Origin of the sequence: Eubacterium sp. MSJ-13, from assembly GCF_018918235.1 — a bacterium.
Lineage (GTDB): Bacteria > Bacillota > Clostridia > Lachnospirales > Lachnospiraceae > Butyribacter.
Window position 1 is genome coordinate 1 of sequence record NZ_JAHLQE010000159.1, and the last position, 22,389, is coordinate 22,389.

Here is a 22,389-nt window from a genome sequence, read left to right on the forward strand (position 1 = left end):
CCACCCCCACTTATTGCTTTACGCAATAGAAGTGGGGGACTTACTTGATAGTGTTAAAAAATCAAGATATTTCTGTCGGATTGTCTTTGGGAAAGTTTATAGAGATACACAGACCGTTTTCATTTGCAGCGTCTATTTCTCCATTCATTTCGGTTATCAGATGTCTGACTATATACAGACCAAGACCGTTTCCGTCCTTTTTGTTTCTTGATTCGTCACCGCGGTAAAATTCATCAAATATGTGTGGAAGTTTATCGTCAGGAACTCCGTTTCCGTTATCAGCAAAATTTATGGTAATCTGTTCCCTGTTTTCTATAAGTGATATACTTATTATAAGTGAGGGTACGCCTGCATATTTTAAACTGTTTTCGATAAGGTTATCAAATATCCTTGTCAATTGTTCGCTGTCAAGTTTAAGGGTGATATTATCCGTTTCAGACTTTTGGGTGTATTTTATAGTCATGTAATCAGGAGTGTATATATCTTTTTTATTTTTTATATAATTTCTGATAAAATGTGGCAGATTTATTTCTTGCAGGTTGAGCGGCATATTTCCAGTTTCCATTTTTGAGAAGAAAAACAATTTTTCTATAAGCCGTTCCATATCAAGTGAGCGTTTATAAGCTGTGTTTAAAAATTTATTTTTTATCTCAGGTGTAGGTACTATATCATCGATAAGTCCTTTTAATGTACCCTGTATTGCAGTAAGTGGAGTTCTAAGGTCATGCGATATTCCGGCAATCATATCTGTTCTTGCCTTTTCATATTTAAGATTTTTGGTCTGTTCATCGAGGATATGCTGCTGCATTTTATTAAAATTTTCACATGCTGTCTCAAATTCATACAATCCTCTGTAAGTGATTTTTTGGGAAAGATTTCCACTTTTAACACGGTTTGCTCCGGATATAAGTGCATTAAGTGGATCTGTTATATACTGTGTAAGTTTTTTGGTAAAAAGAAAACTTACGAATAAAAGGATTATAACACATATCAGTCCGTCTATAGAGAATAGTATCATAAAGTCCTGTCTTTTGACAGTCCATGCTTCTATTGTGTCCTCAAAGGCATCATTATCTGTTATAGCACTGTGCAGAGTTTTTTCAAAGTCATTTTCAGCCGCACATAGATACAATTTGGCAAAAAAATAGTTGACTATAAAAGCTATGCCTAAAATAACTATCACCATTGAGGTGTTTAAGATAAATATTCTCTGTTTTACCGTATGTTTTGGCGTGTCATTCATAAAAATCCCCTTTCTCAGAACAGTTATAAATTTTTGGTGCAGCAACATATATTTTATGCTGCATCAGTTGAGGGCAAAAAATTTTTTAAACCCAGCATCGTGAATATTATACATCATTTGATCTTCATTTCATTTGTTTTCAAAAATGTTTAGGAATTGTTTAGGGTTTACATGTGAAAAATTTAGATGTTGATATTATATTTGACAGTGAAAAAAGGGTGGTCTGTTTATGCTATATATAAATTTAGAAAACTATTTACAAGAGCAATGATACATCATATTTTTTATTGTAAAAGTTGTAAAAGAACATAGAAATATCAAGATGTAAATAATAAAACGGAAAGAGTGATAAACATGTCTGATAAAAATGAGAAAAAAATTGCAAAAGATAAGATAAAACAGGATAAAAAGCAGACTAAACAGCGGATATCAGAATTGAAAAAACAGCAAAAAGAGATGTCACACGAGATGGAACAGCTAAAGGGGGAGACAACAAAAGGAAAGGTAATGGCTGTTATCATTGGGATTTTACTTATGGTTATAATATTTGGTGGGATGGTTTGTGCGGTTAAGATGGATGCCGGTGGGATAGCATCAAATACACTTGCACCTGTTATAGGTGATGTTCCGATTGCGAGAAGTATACTTCCTAAGAAGTTGCAAAGAAAAAATGCATCAGAAATACAGGCAGAGAAGAAAGCAAAGCAGGCGGCCAAAGATGCAGCTAAACAGCAGAAAAAGATTGAAGCAGATGCGAAAGCAACCGCAGATGCTATTGCAAGGGCAACGGCAGAAGCACAGGCTATGGCAACTGCCTCCGCAGAAGCTTCAGCAAGGGCAGAGGCAAGGGCAACAGCACAGGCTGAAAAAGATGCGAAAATAAAAGATTATGCTGATGCATACGCAAAAATGGATCCACAGCAGGCGGCAACTCTTTTTAATGATATGACTACAGGTTCGCTTGACCTTGTGGCAAAGATACTTGAAAACATGCCTGCAAACAAGCGGGCAGCCATTCTTGAAAAGATGGATGTAAATGCGGCTGCACAGGTGACAGAAAAAATGCGTATAAATTAAGAAAAGCTAATTTATACGCTGTGTTTAAAAATAATATTTATAAGAATAGTGCACTTATAGCACCAAATACACCGGCAGATGCTAATCCCATAATGACACCGGCAAGCATCACGCCGAGCATAACAGCAATAACACTTGATTTGAAATCCATATCAAGAAAACTTGCAGCGAGAGTGCCAGTCCATGCCCCGGTACCGGGAAGCGGAATACCTACAAAAAGCAGGAGTGCTATAAAAAGACCTTTTCCTGCTTTTGCCTGAAGTTTCTTGCCTCCTTTATCACCTTTTTCGATACAGAAAGTAAAGAAACCACCTATAACAGGTTTGTCAGCACCCCATTCAAGAACTTTTCTCGCAAAGAGAAAAATAAATGGAACGGGTAGCATATTTCCGATTATTGAGATGATATATGATGGAACGAGGGGAAGTCCCTGGGCAACTGCATATGGAATAGCTCCTCTGAGTTCAACTAACGGAAACATTGAAATAAAAAAAACAATAATAAACTGCATTAAAAAATCCTTTCTTATATATTGTAAATGCTATATATGTTTATTTTTGGTTGTAATAACCGACAATTTTATATATGCATATAACTGTAGATATATGCATATATAAAATTTACTGTTCACAGTTATTGTGATGGCAGTAACAAAAAATTCTTATAAAACTTTTGATAAAAATTCTTTAAGTCTTTCATTTTTTGGATTTCCAAAAAGTTCAGCCGGTTCATTTTCCTCCATGACAACACCTTCATTAAAGAACATGACACGATTTGCGACTTCTCTTGCAAATCCCATCTCATGCGTAACGATGACCATAGTCATACCATCTTTTGCAAGTTCTTTTATAAGTTCTAAAACTTCACCGACCATCTCCGGATCAAGGGCAGAGGTAGGTTCATCAAAAAGCATCACATCAGGATTCATGGCAAGTGCACGAACGATTGCGATACGCTGTTTCTGGCCGCCTGATAAAACAGCAGGATATGCATTTTCCTTATCTTCAAGACCTATTCTCTTTAGAAGTTCTCTTGCTTTTGTGGCAGCTTCATCTTTTGTCATTTTCTTTCTCTTGACAGGTGCGAGCATGATATTTTCGAGAACTGTCATATTTTCAAAAAGGTTAAACTGCTGGAAGACCATTCCTATTTTTTCTCTTATCGTGTTTATGTCAACTGAATCATCTGTGATATCAGTTCCCTCGAATAAGATATGTCCATCAGTTGTGTCTTCGAGAAGATTTAAGGAACGCAGGAAAGTTGATTTGCCACAGCCGGAAGGGCCGATGATAGCAACTACATCGCCTTTGTTTATAGTAGTTGATATTCCTTTTAAAACTTCATGTTTTCCAAATGATTTGTGAAGATTGTCTACTTCTATCAATGGAGTTTTTTCGTTATTTAATATATTATTAGTGTCGCTCATTTGCTCTAAGTCTCCTTTCAAGTGCATTTGCAACGGATGTAAGTGCAATAACTATCACGAGGTAGATTACTGCAACAGTAATAAGTGGAAGGAAGGCATCATATGTGTTGCTTCGTATGATATCACCTGCTTTTGTAAGGTCAACGATGGCGATATAACCGCTTATGGATGTCTCTTTTATAAGGCTTATGAACTCATTGCAAAGTGCAGGAAGTGCATTTTTAAACGCCTGTGGGAGCACGATAGAGGTCATTGTCTGTCTGTAGTTAAGACCGAGGCTTCGCCCTGCTTCAAACTGTCCGTGGTCGATAGAGTTTATACCTGAACGTATAACTTCTGCGACATATGCTGCTGAGTTGAGTCCGAAAGCGATGATAGCAACCAGTATCTTTGAGTTTACCGATACAAGTATGATATAGTAAAAAATTAAGAGCTGTACCATTGCAGGTGTTCCACGAACTACCGTAAGATATATCTTACATATAAGGTTAGGGATAGGAAGTGTCTGGTTATTGTCGTGTGTTGTTCTTATAAGTGCGATGATAGCGCCAAGGATGATTCCCATAAGAACGGCAAATATTGTGATGACTATAGTGTTTCCAAAACCTTTTAAGAGATAATTGTATCTGTGGTCTGCTATAAAGTTATCATGGAATCTCTGTACTAATGACTGGGCTTTTATTGCCGCTTTATAATCTTTTACGATTATTACCTGTTTTGCTGTTGTATATGAATCAGTGAAATCAACATTTTTAAGCCTGTCTTCTGTTACAGTCATTCCGGCACAGCCTAAATCGACTTTACCAGATGTGACGGCAGCTATGATAGAATCAAATTCCATATCCTCTATTTCAAGTTTCATGTCAAGTTCGTCACATACAGCCTGCATCATGTCAACATCAAGACCTGTTATCTTATTATTGTCATAGTATTCATAAGGCTTGAATGAAGCATTTGTACCGACTTTTAAAGTACCGTTTTTGCCTGAAACATTTTTCTTTTTATAAGGAAATTTGCCCTTTTCTTCATCTTTACCTGTATAGTTTTTCTTTATTTCATCGAGTGTGCCATTATCTCTAAGTTTCTTTAAGGCATCGTTTATCCTGCCCTTTAACTCTGTATTTGATTTGTCAATACAGATGGCGTAATCCTCGACTGCAAATTCTTCTTCAAGAATCTTTAATTCTGTATTTTTCTGGGTATATGCGATTGAAGGCAGCTCATCAAGAATAACACAGTTTATCTTTCCGTCTTTTAATGCCTGAATGGCGTCTGTACCTTTATTGTAACGCTCAACAACAGTTCCTTCTTTGTCACCTTCATAATCAGATGCGTAAGTATCACCTGTAGTGCCAATCTGTACACCTATCTTTTTGCCTTTAAGATCGTCAACACATGTGACAGCATTTTTTTCGGCTTCTTTGATTTTTTGTTCGTTGGAATAGTTCTTATATAACATTCCGGCAATGACAATGGCAACACAGACGAGTGCGAATACCACATAGCTGATTAGATTTTTTTTCTTTCTGGTCATTATAGTAATCCTTTCAATTTTGTAAAATATGTGTTTAAAACATATAATCTTCATATTAACATATATTTAGGTGATGGTCAAAAATTATCATAAAAAATCATGATGTATATATGATGTTATTGTTCAATCGCAAATATGATATCAGTTGTCAGGTTATGTGACAACGAAAAGTCAGGCGGATATTAGCAATCCGCTCTGCTATTTGCTTGATAGTGTTAAATCTTTGAGATATCTGCTCTGCTGTATAACGGTAACATATACTTGACTTTACAACATAATCATGGTTTACTTAAAAATGGTGTTAATGTTCGCATTGCAGTGCGAATGGCGACAGCGTAATGACATAATATGAAAGAAGAGGACATAACATGAAAAAGAGATTATTACTGATAATGACAGCATTGCTTGCCGTTTTATGTATGGCTGGATGCGGTTCGGAAAAATCTTCGGAATCAGGAAAGAGTGATGATAAGTCAAAGACATACAAAGTCGGTATTGTACAGTATGTAGATGACGCTTCTCTCAATCAGATACAGAAGGCAGTTCAGTCGGAACTTGATAAAAAAGGAGAGGAACTTGGAGTAAAGTTTGATTACAAGGATTATACTTTCAATGGTCAGGCTGACCAGTCGACATTAAACCAGATAATGACAGAACTTGTATCAGATGAAGTTGATATTATTATTCCTATAGCTACACCGACAGCACTTATCGCACAGTCAGCTACAGAAGATAATCAGATTCCGGTAGTATTTTCGGCAGTTACAGATCCTGTTTCGGCAGGGCTTGTTTCAAGCATGGATAAACCGGGAGCAAATATCACAGGAACAAGTGATGCGATAGATACTCAGGCTATCATGAAACTTATACTTAATGCCAACAGCAAGACAAAAAAGATTGGTCTTTTATATGATAAGAGTCAGGATTCATCAAAGCAGGCTATAGCAGATGCTAAGAAATTCTGTGAAGATAACAGCATTGAGGTAGTGGAGAAGACGGGAACTACAAATGACGAGTTATCTCTTGCCGCTGATGCACTTGTTGCAGCGAAGGTAGATGCTGTGTTCACACCGACGGACAATACTGTTATGACAGCAGAGCTTGCGATCTATGAGAAATTTGCAAATGCAAAGATACCACATTATACGGGAGCAGATTCATTTGCACTTAATGGAGCATTTGTGGGATATGGCGTAAATTATAAGGAACTTGGAACAGAAACAGCAGATATGGCGGTTGATATTCTTGTAAATGGTGCAAAACCGGGAGAGACAGCCGTAAAAACTCTTGATAATGGTATCACAACAGTAAATACGGAGATTGCTGAGCAGATTGGTGTTGACTACAGCGGATTTAAGGATTTATGCGAAAAAGTTGTTGAAACAAAGACAGCAAAAGAGTTTGACGAAAACTAATATGTTATCATTGAAAACAGTTTAGGAATATCTGTATAAAATTTATAAGGATAAACCATATCAAGCACGCTTAGGCGTGCTTGATATGGCATGGAGGAAAAAATGGGCTCTATTTTTACTATTTCAATATTGCAGAGTGCTCTGGAGCTTGGATTTATATATTCGCTCGTAGTTCTCGCACTTTTTGTATCTTTCAGCATATTAAATATAGCTGACCTTTCAACAGACGGGTGCTTTACGCTTGGCTGTGCGGTGGCGGCATCAGTCACACTTGCAGGACATCCGGTACTTGCTCTGTTTCTTGCTATGGGAGCAGGTATAATCTCAGGATTTGTGACGGCATTTTTGCAGACAAGGATGGGAGTTGAGTCGATTCTTGCGGGTATCATAGTAAATACTGGATTGTATACGATAAATATCGCAGCAATGGGATTTTCATCAAATATGAACCTTTTTAAATGTGACAGCATATTTACGATGTTAAGGGATTTTATTCAGAACCATATGGGAGATGCGGCTGTTGAGTTTCTTATAAGAAAAGGATGGTATAAACTTATTCTTGTCGCAGTTATAGTAATAATAGTAGGTATTCTTTTAAGCGGATTTCTGGGAACAAGGCTCGGTCTTTCGATAAGAGCAACGGGTGATAATGATGCGATGGTAAGAGCTTCAAGTATAAACCCTAAATTTACGATAACAGTAGGTCTGTGTCTTTCAAGCGCCATGACTGCACTGTCTGGCGGACTTCTTGCACAGTATCAGAAATCCTGTGATATAAATCTTGGAACGGGTATGGTGACGATAGCACTTGCCAGCCTGATAATAGGAGAGACACTTGTCGGAAAGGGAACAATGCTTAGAAGGATAATAGGTGTTGTATTCGGAAGCTGCCTTTACCGTTTTATAGTTGCGGTAGCCATAAGGATAAATGTCCCGGCAGAGTGCCTTAAACTTGTATCTGCGGTCATAGTAGCTGTTGCGATAGCATTTCCTTATGTTAAGGAAAAGACAAAATTTGCGAAACACAAGTATGCGGAGATTGCAAGAAGAAAGAAAGAGGGTGCTGCATAATGGAAAAAATGTTAGAATTAAAGAATGTCTGCAAGACATTTAATCCAGGTACAGTCAATGAGAAAAAGGCACTTACGGGGTTAAATCTCATATTGGAACATGGTGATTTTGCGACTATAGTAGGAAGCAACGGAGCTGGGAAGTCAACAATGTTTAATGCGATAACGGGAGCATTTTTTACGGATGAGGGAGCTATCATTCTTGATGGTGAGGACATAACATTTAAGAAAGAGCATTTTAGAAGCAAAGATATAGGACATCTTTTTCAGGACCCACTTCTTGGAACAGCACCTCATATGACGATAGAGGAAAATATGGCACTTGCTTATCTGAGGGCTTCAAAGGGCAAGACTGCATTTTTCAGCAGGATATCAAAAAAAGAGAAACAGAAATTTAGAGAACATCTTTCGTTGCTTGGAATGGGGCTTGAAGACAGAATGAAAAATCCGGTTGGGCTTTTGTCGGGCGGTCAGAGGCAGGCACTTACGCTCCTTATGGCAACAATGGTTACTCCGAAACTTCTTTTGCTCGATGAACATACTGCGGCACTTGATCCTGGAACGGCAGAGAAAGTGTTAAAACTTACCAGAGATATTATTAAGGAGAGAAACATAACATGTCTTATGGTAACACATAATATGCATCAGGCACTTGAACTTGGCAACAGAACACTTATGATGGATTCTGGTCATATAGTTTTTGATGTAAGAGGTGATGAGAGAGCGAAACTTACGGTTGACGATCTGCTTGAAAAATTCAAGGATAATGCGGGTAAGAGCCTTGACAATGACCGTATACTCCTTTCGAGTGCTGAAAATGAATAAAAAGGCGAAAAATGTCGAAAATATAGCGAAAAAGGAGTATATATACAAGGTATTATCTTTGAAAAAAAAGTTGATTTTTGATAAAATTAACTATATATGTTTTTAGGCTTGGGGAAGCTATACAAATGTGTACTTAAAATGTGAAAGAGAGTGATGGGATGATAAAGATTGCGTTATGTGATGATAATGAAATCGAGAGGGGCATCCTTAAAAATGTCATTGAGGGACTGTTGAAAGAAATTGGACAAGAAGTCCAGGCATTTGAATTTTCTTCAGGGGAAAAACTGCTTAGAAATTATTCAAAAGGGGATTATGATGTCATTTTTTTGGATATTCAGATGAAACAGTTAGATGGTATTGAAACAGGAAAGGCGATAAGAGCTAAGGATGCACAGGTCGAGATAGTATATGCGACAAGTAGTGAGGAATATATGAAGGAGGGGTATGATATTCATGCACTTGCATATCTTTTAAAACCTTACAGATTGGAGAAGGTTAGAGAGACACTTGTATATTATCTAAACAAATATGATGTAAAAAAGGAAAATGATAATGCTAAGATGCTGGAGGTTACTATTCAGCAGAAGAAGATATTTATAAGACAGAGGGATATATATTGTCTTGAGTCTATGGGGCGTGTAGTCAGTATATACTGCAAAAATGATGTTTTTAAGGTTTATGCCAGACTTGGAGAGCTGGAAAAAAAACTTGATTCTGAAATGTTTTTAAGATGTAATCAGAGTTACATTGTAAATATCCTTTGGGTGAAAGAGATTGTTGATTATGATTTTCAGATGCCGGATGACAAGCTTGTACCCATAAGAAAAAGGGATAAAAAGGAGATTGTTCAAAAATTTTATAATAAGCGCAATGAGACCGATACGCATATGGAAAAAGTATTCTGATTTGTGAAGGTTTAAAAAATACGCTTTGAAAGGAGGCGGCAGAATGTCAGAAAAAAATACTATCCTTATCGTTGATGATAAGGATGTAAATAGAAAATGTCTGATAAAACTGTTGGAGGATGATTATGATATTCTTGAAGCGTGTGATGGAGAAGAGGCCATAAAGATTCTTGACAAAAAAAAGGAAGTTATATCAGCCGTAGTGCTGGATATAATTATGCCCAAACTTGATGGTTATGGCGTACTGCATGAAATGTCATACAGAAAGATGTTGCCTAAGATACCTGTTATAGTTACATCCGTTGACGGGGACGAAGAATCAGAATTAAAAGCATTATCACTTGGAGCAAGTGATTTTTTAGGTAAGCCGTATAATCCGATTATAGTAAAAAAGAGACTTGAAAATATAATACATTTAAAAGAGACGGCATCACTTGTTAACTATCTTCAGATGGATACACTGACAGGCGTATATTCAAAAGAAACGTTTGCAAAAAAAGTTAAGGAAGTTTTGAAAAATAATAAGCAAAAAAAATATGCAATTTTGTATTCGGATATAGAAAATTTTCAGCTTTTGAAGGATCTGTTCGGTGAAAAGACAGGTGATAATCTTCTTGTTTTTATGGCAAAAGTGCTTAAACATTATGTTAGTAAAGATGAAATTTGTGGAAGAATTGAAAATGAACATTTTGTTATTTTAAAAGAGTATGATAAAAAAAGTCTGCATAGTGATATTGATACTATTGTCAGGACGATAAATGATTTTCCGGTAAACATGAATCTTAGGCTCAGATTTGGAATTTATCTTGTTGATAATACGAAGATGTCAATGCACGCAATGATAAACAGAGCCATACTTGCCGTTGATACCATAAGAGGAAGATATGGCAGGTATATTGCATATTATGACAAGAAAATCTGGGAAAAGCAGGTTCATGAGCAGGAGATATTAAACTGTATGGAGGATGCCATAAAGGAAGAACAGTTTAAGGTTTATTTTCAGCCGAAATATGATCTTAATTCCGAAAAGGTTGCGGGTGCCGAAGCTCTGGTCAGGTGGATTCATCCTGAAAAAGGGTTTATGAATCCGGGTGGGTTTATACCGCTGTTTGAGACAAATGGCTTTATTACTGAGCTTGATAAATTTGTTTGGGACAAGACATGTGAGTACATACAGGGATGGAAAGAAAAAGGCTATCCTGTTGTGCCGGTATCGGTTAATGTATCAAGAACAGACATTTATAACCCGGATTTTATGGATATAATCATGGGGATTATCAAAAAACACGGTCTTGAACCGGAAAACATACATCTTGAGATTACAGAAACAGCTTATACCGAAAATCCTCATCAGATAATCGAGGTTGTAAAAAAATTAAAACTTCTCGGATTTGTAATCGAGATGGATGATTTTGGTTCAGGTTATTCTTCGCTAAATATGCTTAATGAACTGCCTATAGATATCTTAAAACTTGATATGGGATTTGTTCAGGGTGACCTTAGTATGAACAGCAACAATATACTGAGTTTCATCATAAGCCTTGCAAAATGGATGGATTATGCAGTTGTTGCGGAGGGAATAGAGACAGAAGAACAGATACAGATGCTTAGGAATATGGACTGTAATTTTGTTCAGGGATATTATTATGCGAAACCTATGCCGCCTGAGGAGTTTGAGAGACACCTTATAGAGCACAGCATCCTGAACAACGATATGGAAGGGCTTGAGATGAACTTTTCGGATACTGAGTTTAGAAAGTCTCCGGGGGTTATGCTTATAGTTGATGACCTTGTCCTAAATAGAAAGATACTGAGTGCATCTTTTAGCAAATATTTTAAGACGGTTGAGAAAGAAAATGGAGCTGAGGCATTAGAATACATAAAGGAACATGCAGATGAGATAGATGTCATCATGCTTGACCTTGTTATGCCTGTTATGGATGGATTTACGCTTATGAAGCAGTTGAGGATGGAAAAAAAGTATTCACACATTCCTATTATTGTTACATCACAGAGTAATGATAAGAGCGTTGAGAAGTCATTTGCACTTGGAGCGACAGACTTTGTTGAAAAACCGTACAATCCAAAAATAATAATGCACAGGGTACAGAATGTTGTCATGGCATACAAAAATGCGAGAGAGGAAGCAGTGAAACAAAAGCAGGATAGTGTATCTTAAAAAACGGATAGATTAATGTTTTGATTGTGAAAGGACTGTTATATTATTTGTAATATGGCAGTTTTTTTCATTTACAAAAAGCTTTGAGGTGGTTATTGGGAACTCAAGATTTTCAAGATTTTAGCCGAAATAAAAATAAGAACTTTAGCATTATCAGGGAAGTCTCCCATTTCTATTGAGTAGAGCAATAAGTGGTGGACGGGGACTTGCTTGTATCAGGAGGGGCATAAGTTCCTTATGATATACTGCAATAGCAGTTAATAGTGTTATGAGCAAGTAGCAGAGCGGATTGCGAATATCCGCATGACTTAAGTAAGTTATAAACGAAAGGTGAGAAATCAATGAATGTGAATATCAGAGACATATACAACCGTTCAGCAAATATGTCTGGCGGGATGGCAGGGGTTTTAAACGGTTCTATGCTTGCCATTGGCAGTAAAGGGCAGGTTGTTGAGGGTGTTGTTTCAAAAGTTTCAAATCAGATTTCCATCAACTTTAACGGTGTTGAGGTGGCAGTGCCAAAGACCGCAGTACAGAATGCCAGGGAAGGCGAAACGAGAAAATTTAAGATCATGGATGTGTCTAAAGATAATATCGTGCTGAAAGAAGTTGGAAACAGTGGTTTGACATCTGATACTGTGGCTGTCAGTCATACGACAGTAAGTTCAGGTGTAAATTCAGGCACTTATGGTTATAGGACAAGCACTTCCGGAAGTTCGGGAAGTTCAGATGCGGCAGCAGCAAAAACTGAGATGAATAAAAATCTGGCGGTTCTTACAGGGGATGATTATAAAACTATCGAGGACTCGGAAGGCTCTGTAGACAAATGTGAGGAAGAGTATGTCGATAAAGCTGTGGAGAAGATGAAGCAGCAGAAACTCGATAATGAGGAAAACAGGGAAGAAAACAGAAAAGCTGTTGATGAATTTGAGGAGGAATTGAAAAAGATTCAGGCAACAGGTGTTCTTGATGCAAAAGCGGAGGCACATTTAAAAAAGATTTTGGAGAATTCGGATATTCCGGTTACCTCAGAAAATATTTCAAGAATCGTGTCTGCACTTCAGATGAGTGCCTCTGCCTTAAATATGTCTGATGATACAAAGGCATATATTGTTGGAAATTCACTCACACCGACAATAGAAAATATATATCACGGTCAGTATTCGGGAAGTGATGCATTTGACGGGAGTATCTATGATACAGAGGTATGGGAGCAGATTTCACCACAGGTAGAAAGGCTTATAGTGGCAACAGGGCTTGACAGTGACAGTGCTGTCGCTGATGCAAAATGGCTTTTTGCAAATGATCTTCCGGTTACGGCAGATACACTTAAAAATATGGCTGTATTAAATGATATCAGTTCTGATATGTCTGCAAAGACAGTATTTGAACAGATAATTCAGTCTGTTGCGGCAGGAGCAGAGCCTGAGCAGGCATCACTTGATACATCGGAATTTGTGATAGCAAGAAGCATTATAAATAATTTTGCAGCTATCACGGATGCTGATATATCTACGGCAGTAAAAGTTGCGGCAGGGGATATGGCACTTGCAAATGAAAATAACTCAGGCGATGGTGTCTTAAATCTTGAACTTTTAAGACAGGCAGCAGCCTACAATAAGACAAATTCAATTTCTTCAAACAATATTCCTACTACGGTAGTTGAGGGAATGAGTGACATGCAGGTCGAGGAAGTCATGGCAAAAAGATGTATCGCAGAGATATGTCTTAAAATGACTACACAGTCTGTTATGACTATGAGACAAAAGGGAATAGATGTGAATACTGCCCCGTTAGAACAGGTGGTAGAGGCGTTAAGAGATGAGGAAAATTCTGTTTATACGGCAGGTATGACAGGTGATGTAAGTGACGATGAGCTCAGTCTTTTACATGAGACAATGCAGCAGAGAGCGGATATTGCAAATTCACCTGCATCCCTTATCGGAAGAACTGTAAGACAGCAGAATCTTCTCAAATTAAACGAACTTCATGCGGCAGCTTCAAGCGAAACGTATGGTAGACAGCAGTATGGACAGATATATGAGATGGTTTCAACTCAGGTGGATGCTTCTTATGGTGATTCAATCCAGAAAGCGTTTGCAAGTGTTCCTAATCTTCTTAAAGAGATTGGTATGGAAGACACAAATGCCAATGAGAGGGCGGTAAGGATTCTTGGTTACAACGGTATGGAGATAACAGAGGAGAATGTTCTTTCTGTTAAGGAATATGACACCGTTTTAAACAGGGTTATCGACAATATGAAGCCGTCAACTGTCCTTGAGATGATAAGGCAGGGTGACAATCCACTTGACACTTCGATAAGTGACCTTGATAAGAAACTTGCGGATATAAATGCGTCAAAGGATTTAAGCTCTGAGGAAAAATACAGCAGATATCTCTGGCAGCTTCAGAAATCAGGAAATATCTCTGAGCAGGAGAGAGAGGGATATATTGGAGTTTACAGGCTTTTAAACAATATTGAAAAGTCAGATGGAGCAGCTATAGGAGCAGTTTTACAGTCAGATAGGGAGATGACGCTCGGAAATCTTCTTACGGCTGTAAGAACTATGAAAAATCAGGGAATTGATACAAAGATAGATGATGATTTTGGCGGGCTTAAAGAACTTAATTACATGGCTTCATCAATAACAGACCAGATAAATGAGGGATTTGGTGCGGCAGATATGGCACAGGCAGGAAAACAGGACGGCAGTTCTGATCTATCAGATAGAAACAGGCAGACTAAAACGCAATCAGGGCAGGTTTCTGCTGATAGGACAGACAATGATGTATCAGAAGATTACGGTGCCAAAGGAAGATACTTTGATACGCTTGTGTCAGATACTCTTGATGAGATATCACCGTCAAAACTTGGTGAGATTTCTGGTGGTGATATGGAGAGTGTACTTGATACATCACTTGAAATGTTTGCGCAGCAGATTAAAGAGGCTGATGGAGATAAAACAGTTGAAGCTGCATATTATGACGAGAAAGCCAAAAATCTGAGGAGTGTTGAAAGTCAGAGTGAGCAGGCTAAGGATATGCTCAATAGACTTGAGATACCTGCTACAGTGGAAAATATTGAGGCAGCAGTAAATTATGTTCAAAATTCGTACAGTCCTTTAAGAGAGAGTTACAAACATAAAGATGTACTTGACAGGGACGAACAGGAAGAGTTTGATGACATAATAGATGGAACGGTTGATTCGCTTGATTCTGAGGAAAGTATTCAGAAAAAGAGTAAAGAAGCCGAAAAATATATGGAAGATATCTTAAAAAAGTCATATGAAAAGCCAGATATAAAATATGATGATCTGGAAAGTCTGAGAATGATTTCTAAGGGAATCGGTCTTAACAGGCTTATGGCAGAGAGAAGAAGTTATGATATACCTATAAAAACAGGAGATACCATAACGAATATGAATGTTACGATAATATCAAATGATGATGATAATGGAAAAATAAAAGTAAGCATCAGTGGAAATAATTCTGATGAGGATGGATTTTCAGCATTTGGTGATGTGACAGCAGAACTTAAAGTGACAGATGATTCATTAAAGGGATATGTTTTTTCAAGTGAAAGACAGGGTTATGAATTATTAAAAGAATCGTCAGGTTCACTTTTAGAAGGATTAAAAGCGGGTGGATTTGAGGTTAAGAATATATCATATGGAATGAATAGGGTGTCGCAGACAGATGGATTTGCTGCGGGCAGGAGTGATGTGGATGCATCAAAGCTTTATAAGGCAGCAAAGATAATCACAAAGCATCTTGTGGCAACTATGAGACAGTAGATGGTAGTATAAAAGTTAAAAAGTATAAAATTAGAATATCTGTGATATATCACGGAAAGGAAGGATAGAGTTTATGAAGATAAATCATAATATATCGGCTCAGCTTGCAAATGTAAATTTAAAAAAGACTAATGACAGATTGTCTTTAAGTATGCAGAAGTTAAGTTCAGGTTACAAGATTACAAAGGCGGCTGATGATTCAGCAGGACTTGCCATTTCAAATAAGATGCGTACACAGATACGTGCACTTGACCGTTCAGCACAGAATGCAGAGGATGGTGTTTCTATTATAGAATCAGCAGACGGGGCATTGGCAGAAATTCACAGCGTATTACAGCGTGTGCGTGAGCTTTGTGTACAGAATGCAAATGATACATACACAATAGAGGACAGGGAAACAGCACAAAAAGAAGTAGATCAGCTTATGGATGAGATAGACCGTATCTCAAGTACAACAGAGTTTAATGGAAGAAGCCTTTTTGATGGTTCGGCATCAAGGACAATAGCAAGCAGTTTTGACGGAGTAAAAGGTGTATCGGTTTCTATGGAGGCAACAGCCGGAACATATACGATAGCGAGTGCTGTAGGAGGAACATGTGGTTCTGTAGATGATGTTTTAAGAGGTGTTACATATCCGGTACCTTCAGATATGTCCATAAGCATAAATGGTGAGAGTATTTCAATGAATAAAGGTGATTCAAAAGAAACTGTTGAGAAAAAAGTGGTTTCAGCATGTTCAAATATGAACCTTTCTTATGATTCAGCAACCGGAAAGGTGTCATCAAACATTGCGGGACATGATTATTATGTACAGGTAAGTTTTGCTAATGGAACAAAGACAAAAATTGATGATGGTAGAGGAACAGATGCTTCGGTTACATTAAAGACAGTAGCAGATGGAAAAGTAGGATTTACGGCAAATGCCAAAGTAAGTGCTGTTGGAAACAAGATAAATATCATAGACAATGATGGGTTTGAGATGAATGTGGAACTTCCTACGGAAAAAGGTGCAGCAAAGAATTACAGTGATGTTGATTTTGCAGTTTATGATGCAGGATATATGACTATCCAGATTGGAGCCAATGAACATCAGACATTTGATATGAATTTCCCGACAGTTTCATGTGATTCACTTGGTCTTAGAGCTCAGGATGGGAAGGACTTGTTGAATGTATGTACAAACTATGGAGCATCTACGGGAATCGCACTTGCAGATTCAGCAATCCGACAGATATCATCGGCACGTGCAGAACTTGGTGCATATCAGAATCGTCTTGAGACAACAGTTTCAAGTTTAAATGTATTTGAGGAGAATATGACAGATTCAATGTCAAGGATTATTGATACTGATATGGCAAGTGAGATGACAGAATATACACAGCTTACAGTATTGCAGCAGGCATCAACATCAATGCTTTCACAGGCAAACAACAGACCGCAGACGATTATGAGTCTTCTTCAGGGAATGTAATCTTCAAGGAATTATGAGAGGAAAATAGACATTGACAAGTGAGGAAAAAAGAGAATTTACCGCCAGAATATCACAGGCTAATAAGAGTGAACTTGTAGTAATCGTTTTTGAAATGTTTGATTACTGCATAGAGCAGGCAGTGGATGGGTTTGAAACAGGAGATTTAGAAAAAGCTGATAAATATCTTAAAAGTGCAAAAGGCTGTGTCAGTGAACTAAGAGGAAGTCTCAATATGAAATATGAGCTATCATATAATCTGTATAGTATCTATTCATATGTAAATAAACAGCTTACGGCATCAATAGTTAAAAGAGAACCCGTAAATATAGACAGTGTTAGGGAAGATATGAGAAAACTTTGCCAGTCATTTGAGGAAGTAGCTAAAAAAGACACATCAAGCTCAGTGATTCAAAATTCCCAGCAAGTCTATGCCGGCCTTACATATGGAAAAGGAACACTCAATGAGGTGTTTATGGATAATGAGGCAACTAGAGGTTTTAGAGCTTAGGGGACAATAGCTTTGATTGACGGACGCGAAAAAATGAAAATTTAACACTATTAAGGAAGTTTTTTGTACAACAGCAGGAACGGATATATATTTTTTGATGAGGGGCGTTGAATGGCAGTCAGTACTTAGTCAGTGTATTGTACTGACTTATGTACTGCTACTGACATTCTCCGAGGCGGGAGCCGTCCCCGAATGAAAAATATATATCCGTTCCTGCGTCCGTTTAAAAAAAATTAAAGATTTTTCTTTATCTCCTCAGCAACCTTATCTGCGTCAGCACATTCACCCTGCATCCATTTGATATCAATATTGTCATTATTCATTCTTGGAATTAGGTGTACATGAAGGTGAAATACAGTCTGTCCGGCTGCTTCTCCATTGTTCTGAAGTACATTTAATCCATCGTAGTTATAAGTATCTTTTATTGCTTTTCCACATTTTTTTGCAACTGCAAATATTTTTTCTCCATATTCTTCAGGCAGTTCAAAAAGATTAGCGGCATGAGTTTTAGGAAGAATAATAGCATGTCCCTTTGCTGCTGGTGCAGCGTCTAAAATTACTTTGAAATCATCATCTTCATAGATTGAGTTTGTAGGAATCAGTCCGTTTGCAAGTTTGCAAAAAATACAATTGTCATCAATATGTTTTTTCATTTTAAAAATCTCCATTTCTATATATATTTGTGAAACATTGTTTTATATAGTTATATTTTAACACTATCAAGTAAGTCCCCCACATTTCTATTGCGTAGAGCAATAAGTGGGGGTGGGGACTTGCTTGTGTCAGTTTCACATTGTTTTAAAATTAAATATCATGTCAAAGGATTTAAGAATATTAAAGTTACCCTTTGCTGAGAGAGAACCTGCCATAAATGCATCCTGGAGGCTTATCTCACCAGAAAGTATTCTGTCGAGAACTATGTGGTTGGTATTTATCGTAGCAGTAGCATTATCTTTTTCACCATAATAGCAGTCTAATTTTGAATTGTCCATATCAAGTACAAGTGAACGGTTCTGGTCTGTCAGGCATAAAACAAATGACAATGCCATCCCAGGGATAGGATTAAAATGTGATTTAAAAGCAGTAATATATTTATCATCATTGTTTTTTGCTTTGTTTAAAATATTTGATAGCAGAGAAGCGGTATCAACTGAAGACTCAGTATTAGAAGAATCAGTATTGCCGATATTTATTCTGCTGGTGATATTGTCATTGCTGTTTATAGATGGAGCACTGTTTTCCTCGGTGTCATCATCATCCATAAGATTTTTAAAAAGTTGTGTGAGCTCTTCAATATCTTCTTTCTGTTTTTTAACATAATTATCATCTGAAACATACATCGAAAGTTCTTCACTTTCCTGAGGCGTAAGTGTCATAGGTTTTATTGCCTGTGATGTTTCTATAACCACATTGCTGCTTGATGGAAAAGTAACCAGTTTTTTAGTAAATGTGCGGTAGAAGTTTTCAACCTTTTTTTCTATTAACATTGCATAATCAGAATCTGTCTCAAAATCTACAGAGCTGCTGACATATGCACATATGCCGTCACAAGGGATTCCTCCAAGTATCTCCCAGGCTTTTGTAATATGCTGCTGTGCTTCTTTTTCACCGTATGTAGTTGAGAGAACAACAGGCATCATATACAATTTTTGAATGATTTCTTTGTCCCCATAAAGCCAGCAGGCATCAAGGAACTGCTGTAAAAGACCGCCAATGCCAAACCATTCTACTGAGGCGGCGATAACTATTGCATCTGCTTCTTTTAGTGTTTTTGGAAGTATGGAAATTCCACGTTTATCTTCATAAAGATTATATTTATGCACATTTACATTTAATTCATCAAAAACTTTTGATATTTTATCCATAACATAAATAGTAGGATCATCTATAAGTCCTCTGCCACCGTAATAAATGTTTATTGTTGTCATATTTTTCCTCATTTCTACAAGTTAAGTGACTGTTTTGAATGATTCCTTTTTTCTCTTTTTAAATGTATGAGATAAATTATAAAAGAAATAAGAAATCCTGATACAAAACCACCTACATGTGCTGCATTATCTACACCCTGACTTGAAAAACCACCATATAAGCTTAAGAACGCAATAAAGATAATTTTTTTTAGATCAAGATTGTGATTATGAAAATATTTTATTAAAATGACCGCAGTCATACCACCTATTATACCGAAAATAGCACCCGATGCACCGACTGATTGGACATGGTTGTTATTTGACATATTATAAACCATAGAAGTTAAGCCTGCAATAATGCCGGATGAAAAATAGACGATAATATAATCCAGATGTCCGATTGCAAGTTCAAAATAACTTCCTATAAAAAGAAGAACGATCATATTGTTATATATATGGTCAATTCCGGCATGAACAAACATGCATGTTACAAGGCGGTAAATTTCACCATGATTGATAACAAGATTCCAGTCAAGTGCCAATTTATCACTGATGTCATCAGAACCCGGAGTTGATAATAATGACATGATAATAAATATTATAACATTAAAAATTACTATTGAAATATTTGCAATGGCTGGTTTTATATTTATTTCTTTATCAAATATAGAAGTATTATCATCAGAACCGGATGTGCTATATACTGACTGTTTGGTTGTTGTCGCATCAGGATTCTGAATGAGAATATTCTCAATTGGCTTTCTAAGTATAAGAAAGTCATCGCATGAAGTTTCAAATACCATAAGACGCTTGGCTGATGGGACTATCCGCCAGTAACTTACATCGTTATGCAGTAATCTTTTTATGCAGTTATCATCATCACTTATTATAATATATAAAAAACGGTATCGTGTACAGTTTTCATTTAGAACAAAACTTCTGATCTGTCTTGAGATATTTTCAAATTGTTCTCTGGTATAAATGTTTCCGTTGGTTTCATCTATCGTTACTATTGCAAGCGTGCTGTCAGCAGCATTTTTTACATTCAGAAAGATTCCCGGAATATTTAATGATATTTTTTTATATTTGTTCTGGATGAAGAGTTCATTAAGTAAATCGATCATAATTTAAAAATCTCCATATATTTCAGCTAAAACTGTAGATGCAACATATTTTATAATAGCATAATAAAGATGGATGGTCAAAAAATATTATAATACCGGAATTGTCGAATTTTTAATCTAAATGACGCATGATTTAGCTGGAAATAGCTGTTTTACGGATTTAATATATACATATGGTACCAAAATAAGAAGATTAACATGACTGGAGGGAAAACAGAATGGCTTTTCTAAAAAATTATGATGGTGTGCTGTTGATACTTGGAGCGGGAGGTGTGACAATATTTATAAAGTGTATAGTTGCGTGCATATATACCGGGCTTTTACATCAGGCACAACAGATTTCTACGACTAAGAATAAATGGATGCGGAATATGATATGCAAATATGAAACTACATATAAGATGAATCTTAAAATGAATGATGTGAAAAGCTTGGTGTTTATGCAGATGAAGGATGTAAAATATGCAGGCATAAGTCTTTATAATCTGAAAAATACAGGGGTTTATGGCTTGGCGGTTACAGGAATAATTTATGCAGTGTATATGATAGGTGGATTCTATGAAAAATTTAACAGGGAATGGTATATAAAAATGTCGGTTGTTATGCTCGTTGTAGCATTTGCAATATGGATTTCGGAACTTTTTTTACAGTTAAAACAAAAGGACATGCTGCTTATGGCAGAATTATATGATTATATTGAAAATACACTTGAGCCGCATTTAAGTAAAAGCATTTTGCAAAACAACATTAAAGAGGTGGAGAATGTTGTTTTGAGTGGTAAGGGAAAAGAAACGCAGGATGATAGTGGGATGTCCGAAAATAAAAAAGCTGAAAACAATATGGAGACTTCTTCTATAAGTGATAATGAAGTGACAGATAATAATTACAGGCAGGAAGAAATCGAATTATTTAAAGAAGTAATGGAGGGAATTTATGGAGAAGAAATATAGTATTTCAGATGCCTCGAGGCAGGTTGAGGTTGAAAATCATGTTTTGAGGTATTGGGAGGAGGAACTTGGATTAAATATACATAGAAATTCAAAAGGGCATAGGTTTTATACTGACAGGGATATAAAAATTTTAAGAGATGTCAAAGATCTTAAAGAGCAGGGATTTTTGTTAAAAGCAATAAAACTTATTATACATGACATAGATAATATAAGACAAATGAATCCAAATGAGTTATATAAATTAAGGGAGGAATTAAATCAGAAAATACAGGATGAGGAAGATGGCATAAATATGGGAAAAGGGGCAGATAATGTTGTTGCAATTAATCCGGCTGCTGTGAACGCGGTAAGAACAAATAAACAACGAGAAGTGTCATCGAGTTCTGAAGAAAAGATCAGGAAATTTGAAATGTTACTGAGGAAAATGGTGACAAATGTAGTTGAGGAGGGACAGAAAGCGTCGGAGGAGCGTATATCAGAAAATGTATCTACAAAACTTATGAAGGAATTAAATTATTTAATGATGCAAAAAGATGAGGTGACAGTAAAGCAGACAAAGTTGTTGGAAGAAATTCTTGATAAGCTAAAGGAACAGAGTGTAGATGAAGCAGCAGCAACATGTCAGATAAAACAGATAAAGACGAAGGAAAAACCAGATAAAAAAAATAAGGAAAAGAATAAAAGAAAAAGAGGGCTTAGGATTTTCGGGTAGAGAGAACTATTTTGGCAGTAGGATGTGTATGTATATTATTGAATTTATTCATAAAAAATAACACACACATCCGCTGTAATAAAAAAAATAAAAAAATTTGAAAAAAAGTGTTGACATATGTTAAAGTGTCTGATATATTATAGAAGTCGCGTGAGACAAGAGAAACAAAACAAACGTGATACACGAAAGGGATCTTAGCTCAGCTGGGAGAGCATCTGCCTTACAAGCAGAGGGTCACAGGTTCGA

18 protein-coding genes are annotated in these 22,389 nt (G+C 36.6%); 11 read left to right on the plus strand and 7 right to left on the minus strand.

Features of this window, described 5'->3' with window-relative positions; genetic code table 11:
* Nucleotides 1–61 precede the first annotated feature (61 nt).
* Nucleotides 62–1,243: a cell wall metabolism sensor histidine kinase WalK gene (locus KQI69_RS09735; protein WP_216565186.1), complete on the minus strand. Its 1,182-nt coding sequence runs from the start codon at nt 1,241–1,243 to the stop codon at nt 62–64.
* Between the two features lie 354 nt (nt 1,244–1,597).
* Between KQI69_RS09735 and KQI69_RS09740 the strand changes: the two genes are divergently transcribed.
* A complete protein-coding gene (locus tag KQI69_RS09740; RefSeq protein WP_216565187.1) occupies nt 1,598–2,320 on the plus strand; it encodes a hypothetical protein in 723 nt (240 codons plus the stop codon).
* 37 nt (nt 2,321–2,357) lie between these two features.
* On the opposite strand, the gene KQI69_RS09745 is transcribed toward KQI69_RS09740, so the two are convergent.
* From KQI69_RS09745 to KQI69_RS09755, 3 genes are all read right to left on the minus strand, one after another.
* Complete coding sequence (locus tag KQI69_RS09745; protein WP_253289092.1) at nt 2,358–2,831, minus strand: small multi-drug export protein; 474 nt, start codon at nt 2,829–2,831, stop codon at nt 2,358–2,360.
* Between the two features lie 150 nt (nt 2,832–2,981).
* Nucleotides 2,982–3,704, minus strand: a complete 723-nt coding sequence (locus KQI69_RS09750; RefSeq protein WP_216565202.1) for an amino acid ABC transporter ATP-binding protein — start codon at nt 3,702–3,704, stop codon at nt 2,982–2,984.
* Between the two features lie 28 nt (nt 3,705–3,732).
* A complete protein-coding gene (locus KQI69_RS09755; protein WP_371818817.1) occupies nt 3,733–5,334 on the minus strand; it encodes an ABC transporter substrate-binding protein/permease in 1,602 nt (533 codons plus the stop codon).
* A 314-nt stretch (nt 5,335–5,648) separates the two neighbouring features.
* On the opposite strand from KQI69_RS09755, the gene KQI69_RS09760 reads away from it, so the two are divergent.
* From KQI69_RS09760 to KQI69_RS09795, 8 genes are all read left to right on the plus strand, one after another.
* Nucleotides 5,649–6,695, plus strand: a complete 1,047-nt coding sequence (locus KQI69_RS09760; RefSeq protein WP_216565189.1) for an ABC transporter substrate-binding protein — start codon at nt 5,649–5,651, stop codon at nt 6,693–6,695.
* Between the two features lie 102 nt (nt 6,696–6,797).
* Nucleotides 6,798–7,766 (plus strand): ABC transporter permease, encoded by a 969-nt coding sequence (locus KQI69_RS09765; RefSeq protein ID WP_216565190.1) that lies wholly within the window; start codon nt 6,798–6,800, stop codon nt 7,764–7,766.
* A gap of 8 nt (nt 7,767–7,774) precedes the next feature.
* Nucleotides 7,775–8,590, plus strand: coding sequence for an ABC transporter ATP-binding protein (locus KQI69_RS09770; protein WP_216565203.1), 816 nt, complete (start codon nt 7,775–7,777; stop codon nt 8,588–8,590).
* 158 nt (nt 8,591–8,748) lie between these two features.
* Nucleotides 8,749–9,495: a LytTR family DNA-binding domain-containing protein gene (locus tag KQI69_RS09775; RefSeq protein WP_216565191.1), complete on the plus strand. Its 747-nt coding sequence runs from the start codon at nt 8,749–8,751 to the stop codon at nt 9,493–9,495.
* Between the two features lie 43 nt (nt 9,496–9,538).
* Nucleotides 9,539–11,674, plus strand: coding sequence for an EAL domain-containing protein (locus tag KQI69_RS09780; protein WP_216565192.1), 2,136 nt, complete (start codon nt 9,539–9,541; stop codon nt 11,672–11,674).
* A gap of 341 nt (nt 11,675–12,015) precedes the next feature.
* On the plus strand, nt 12,016–15,468 hold the full coding sequence (locus tag KQI69_RS09785) for a DUF6240 domain-containing protein (RefSeq protein ID WP_216565193.1): 3,453 nt from the start codon (nt 12,016–12,018) through the stop codon (nt 15,466–15,468).
* A 73-nt stretch (nt 15,469–15,541) separates the two neighbouring features.
* On the plus strand, nt 15,542–16,939 hold the full coding sequence (locus KQI69_RS09790) for a flagellin (RefSeq protein ID WP_216565194.1): 1,398 nt from the start codon (nt 15,542–15,544) through the stop codon (nt 16,937–16,939).
* A 31-nt stretch (nt 16,940–16,970) separates the two neighbouring features.
* Entirely contained in the window at nt 16,971–17,447 is a 477-nt protein-coding gene (locus tag KQI69_RS09795) for a flagellar protein FliS (protein WP_216565195.1), read from the plus strand.
* A gap of 233 nt (nt 17,448–17,680) precedes the next feature.
* Here the strand turns inward: KQI69_RS09795 and KQI69_RS09800 are convergent, their stop codons facing one another.
* The 3 genes from KQI69_RS09800 to KQI69_RS09810 all read right to left on the minus strand — a co-directional run bounded on the left by KQI69_RS09800 (nt 17,681) and on the right by KQI69_RS09810 (nt 20,481).
* The gene (locus KQI69_RS09800) at nt 17,681–18,100 is read right to left on the minus strand and encodes an HIT family protein (RefSeq protein WP_216565196.1); all 420 of its coding nucleotides are present in this window, start codon (nt 18,098–18,100) and stop codon (nt 17,681–17,683) included.
* A gap of 135 nt (nt 18,101–18,235) precedes the next feature.
* On the minus strand, nt 18,236–19,375 hold the full coding sequence (locus KQI69_RS09805; RefSeq protein WP_216565197.1) for an alkyl sulfatase C-terminal domain-containing protein: 1,140 nt from the start codon (nt 19,373–19,375) through the stop codon (nt 18,236–18,238).
* 14 nt (nt 19,376–19,389) lie between these two features.
* Nucleotides 19,390–20,481, minus strand: coding sequence for a rhomboid family intramembrane serine protease (locus KQI69_RS09810; RefSeq protein ID WP_216565198.1), 1,092 nt, complete (start codon nt 20,479–20,481; stop codon nt 19,390–19,392).
* Between the two features lie 218 nt (nt 20,482–20,699).
* Between KQI69_RS09810 and KQI69_RS09815 the strand changes: the two genes are divergently transcribed.
* Nucleotides 20,700–21,431, plus strand: a complete 732-nt coding sequence (locus KQI69_RS09815; protein WP_216565199.1) for a hypothetical protein — start codon at nt 20,700–20,702, stop codon at nt 21,429–21,431.
* Nucleotides 21,415–22,143: a helix-turn-helix domain-containing protein gene (locus tag KQI69_RS09820; RefSeq protein WP_216565200.1), complete on the plus strand. Its 729-nt coding sequence runs from the start codon at nt 21,415–21,417 to the stop codon at nt 22,141–22,143. The genes KQI69_RS09815 and KQI69_RS09820 overlap by 17 nt, the downstream gene beginning before the upstream one ends.
* The last annotated feature ends 246 nt before the right edge of the window (nt 22,144–22,389 follow it).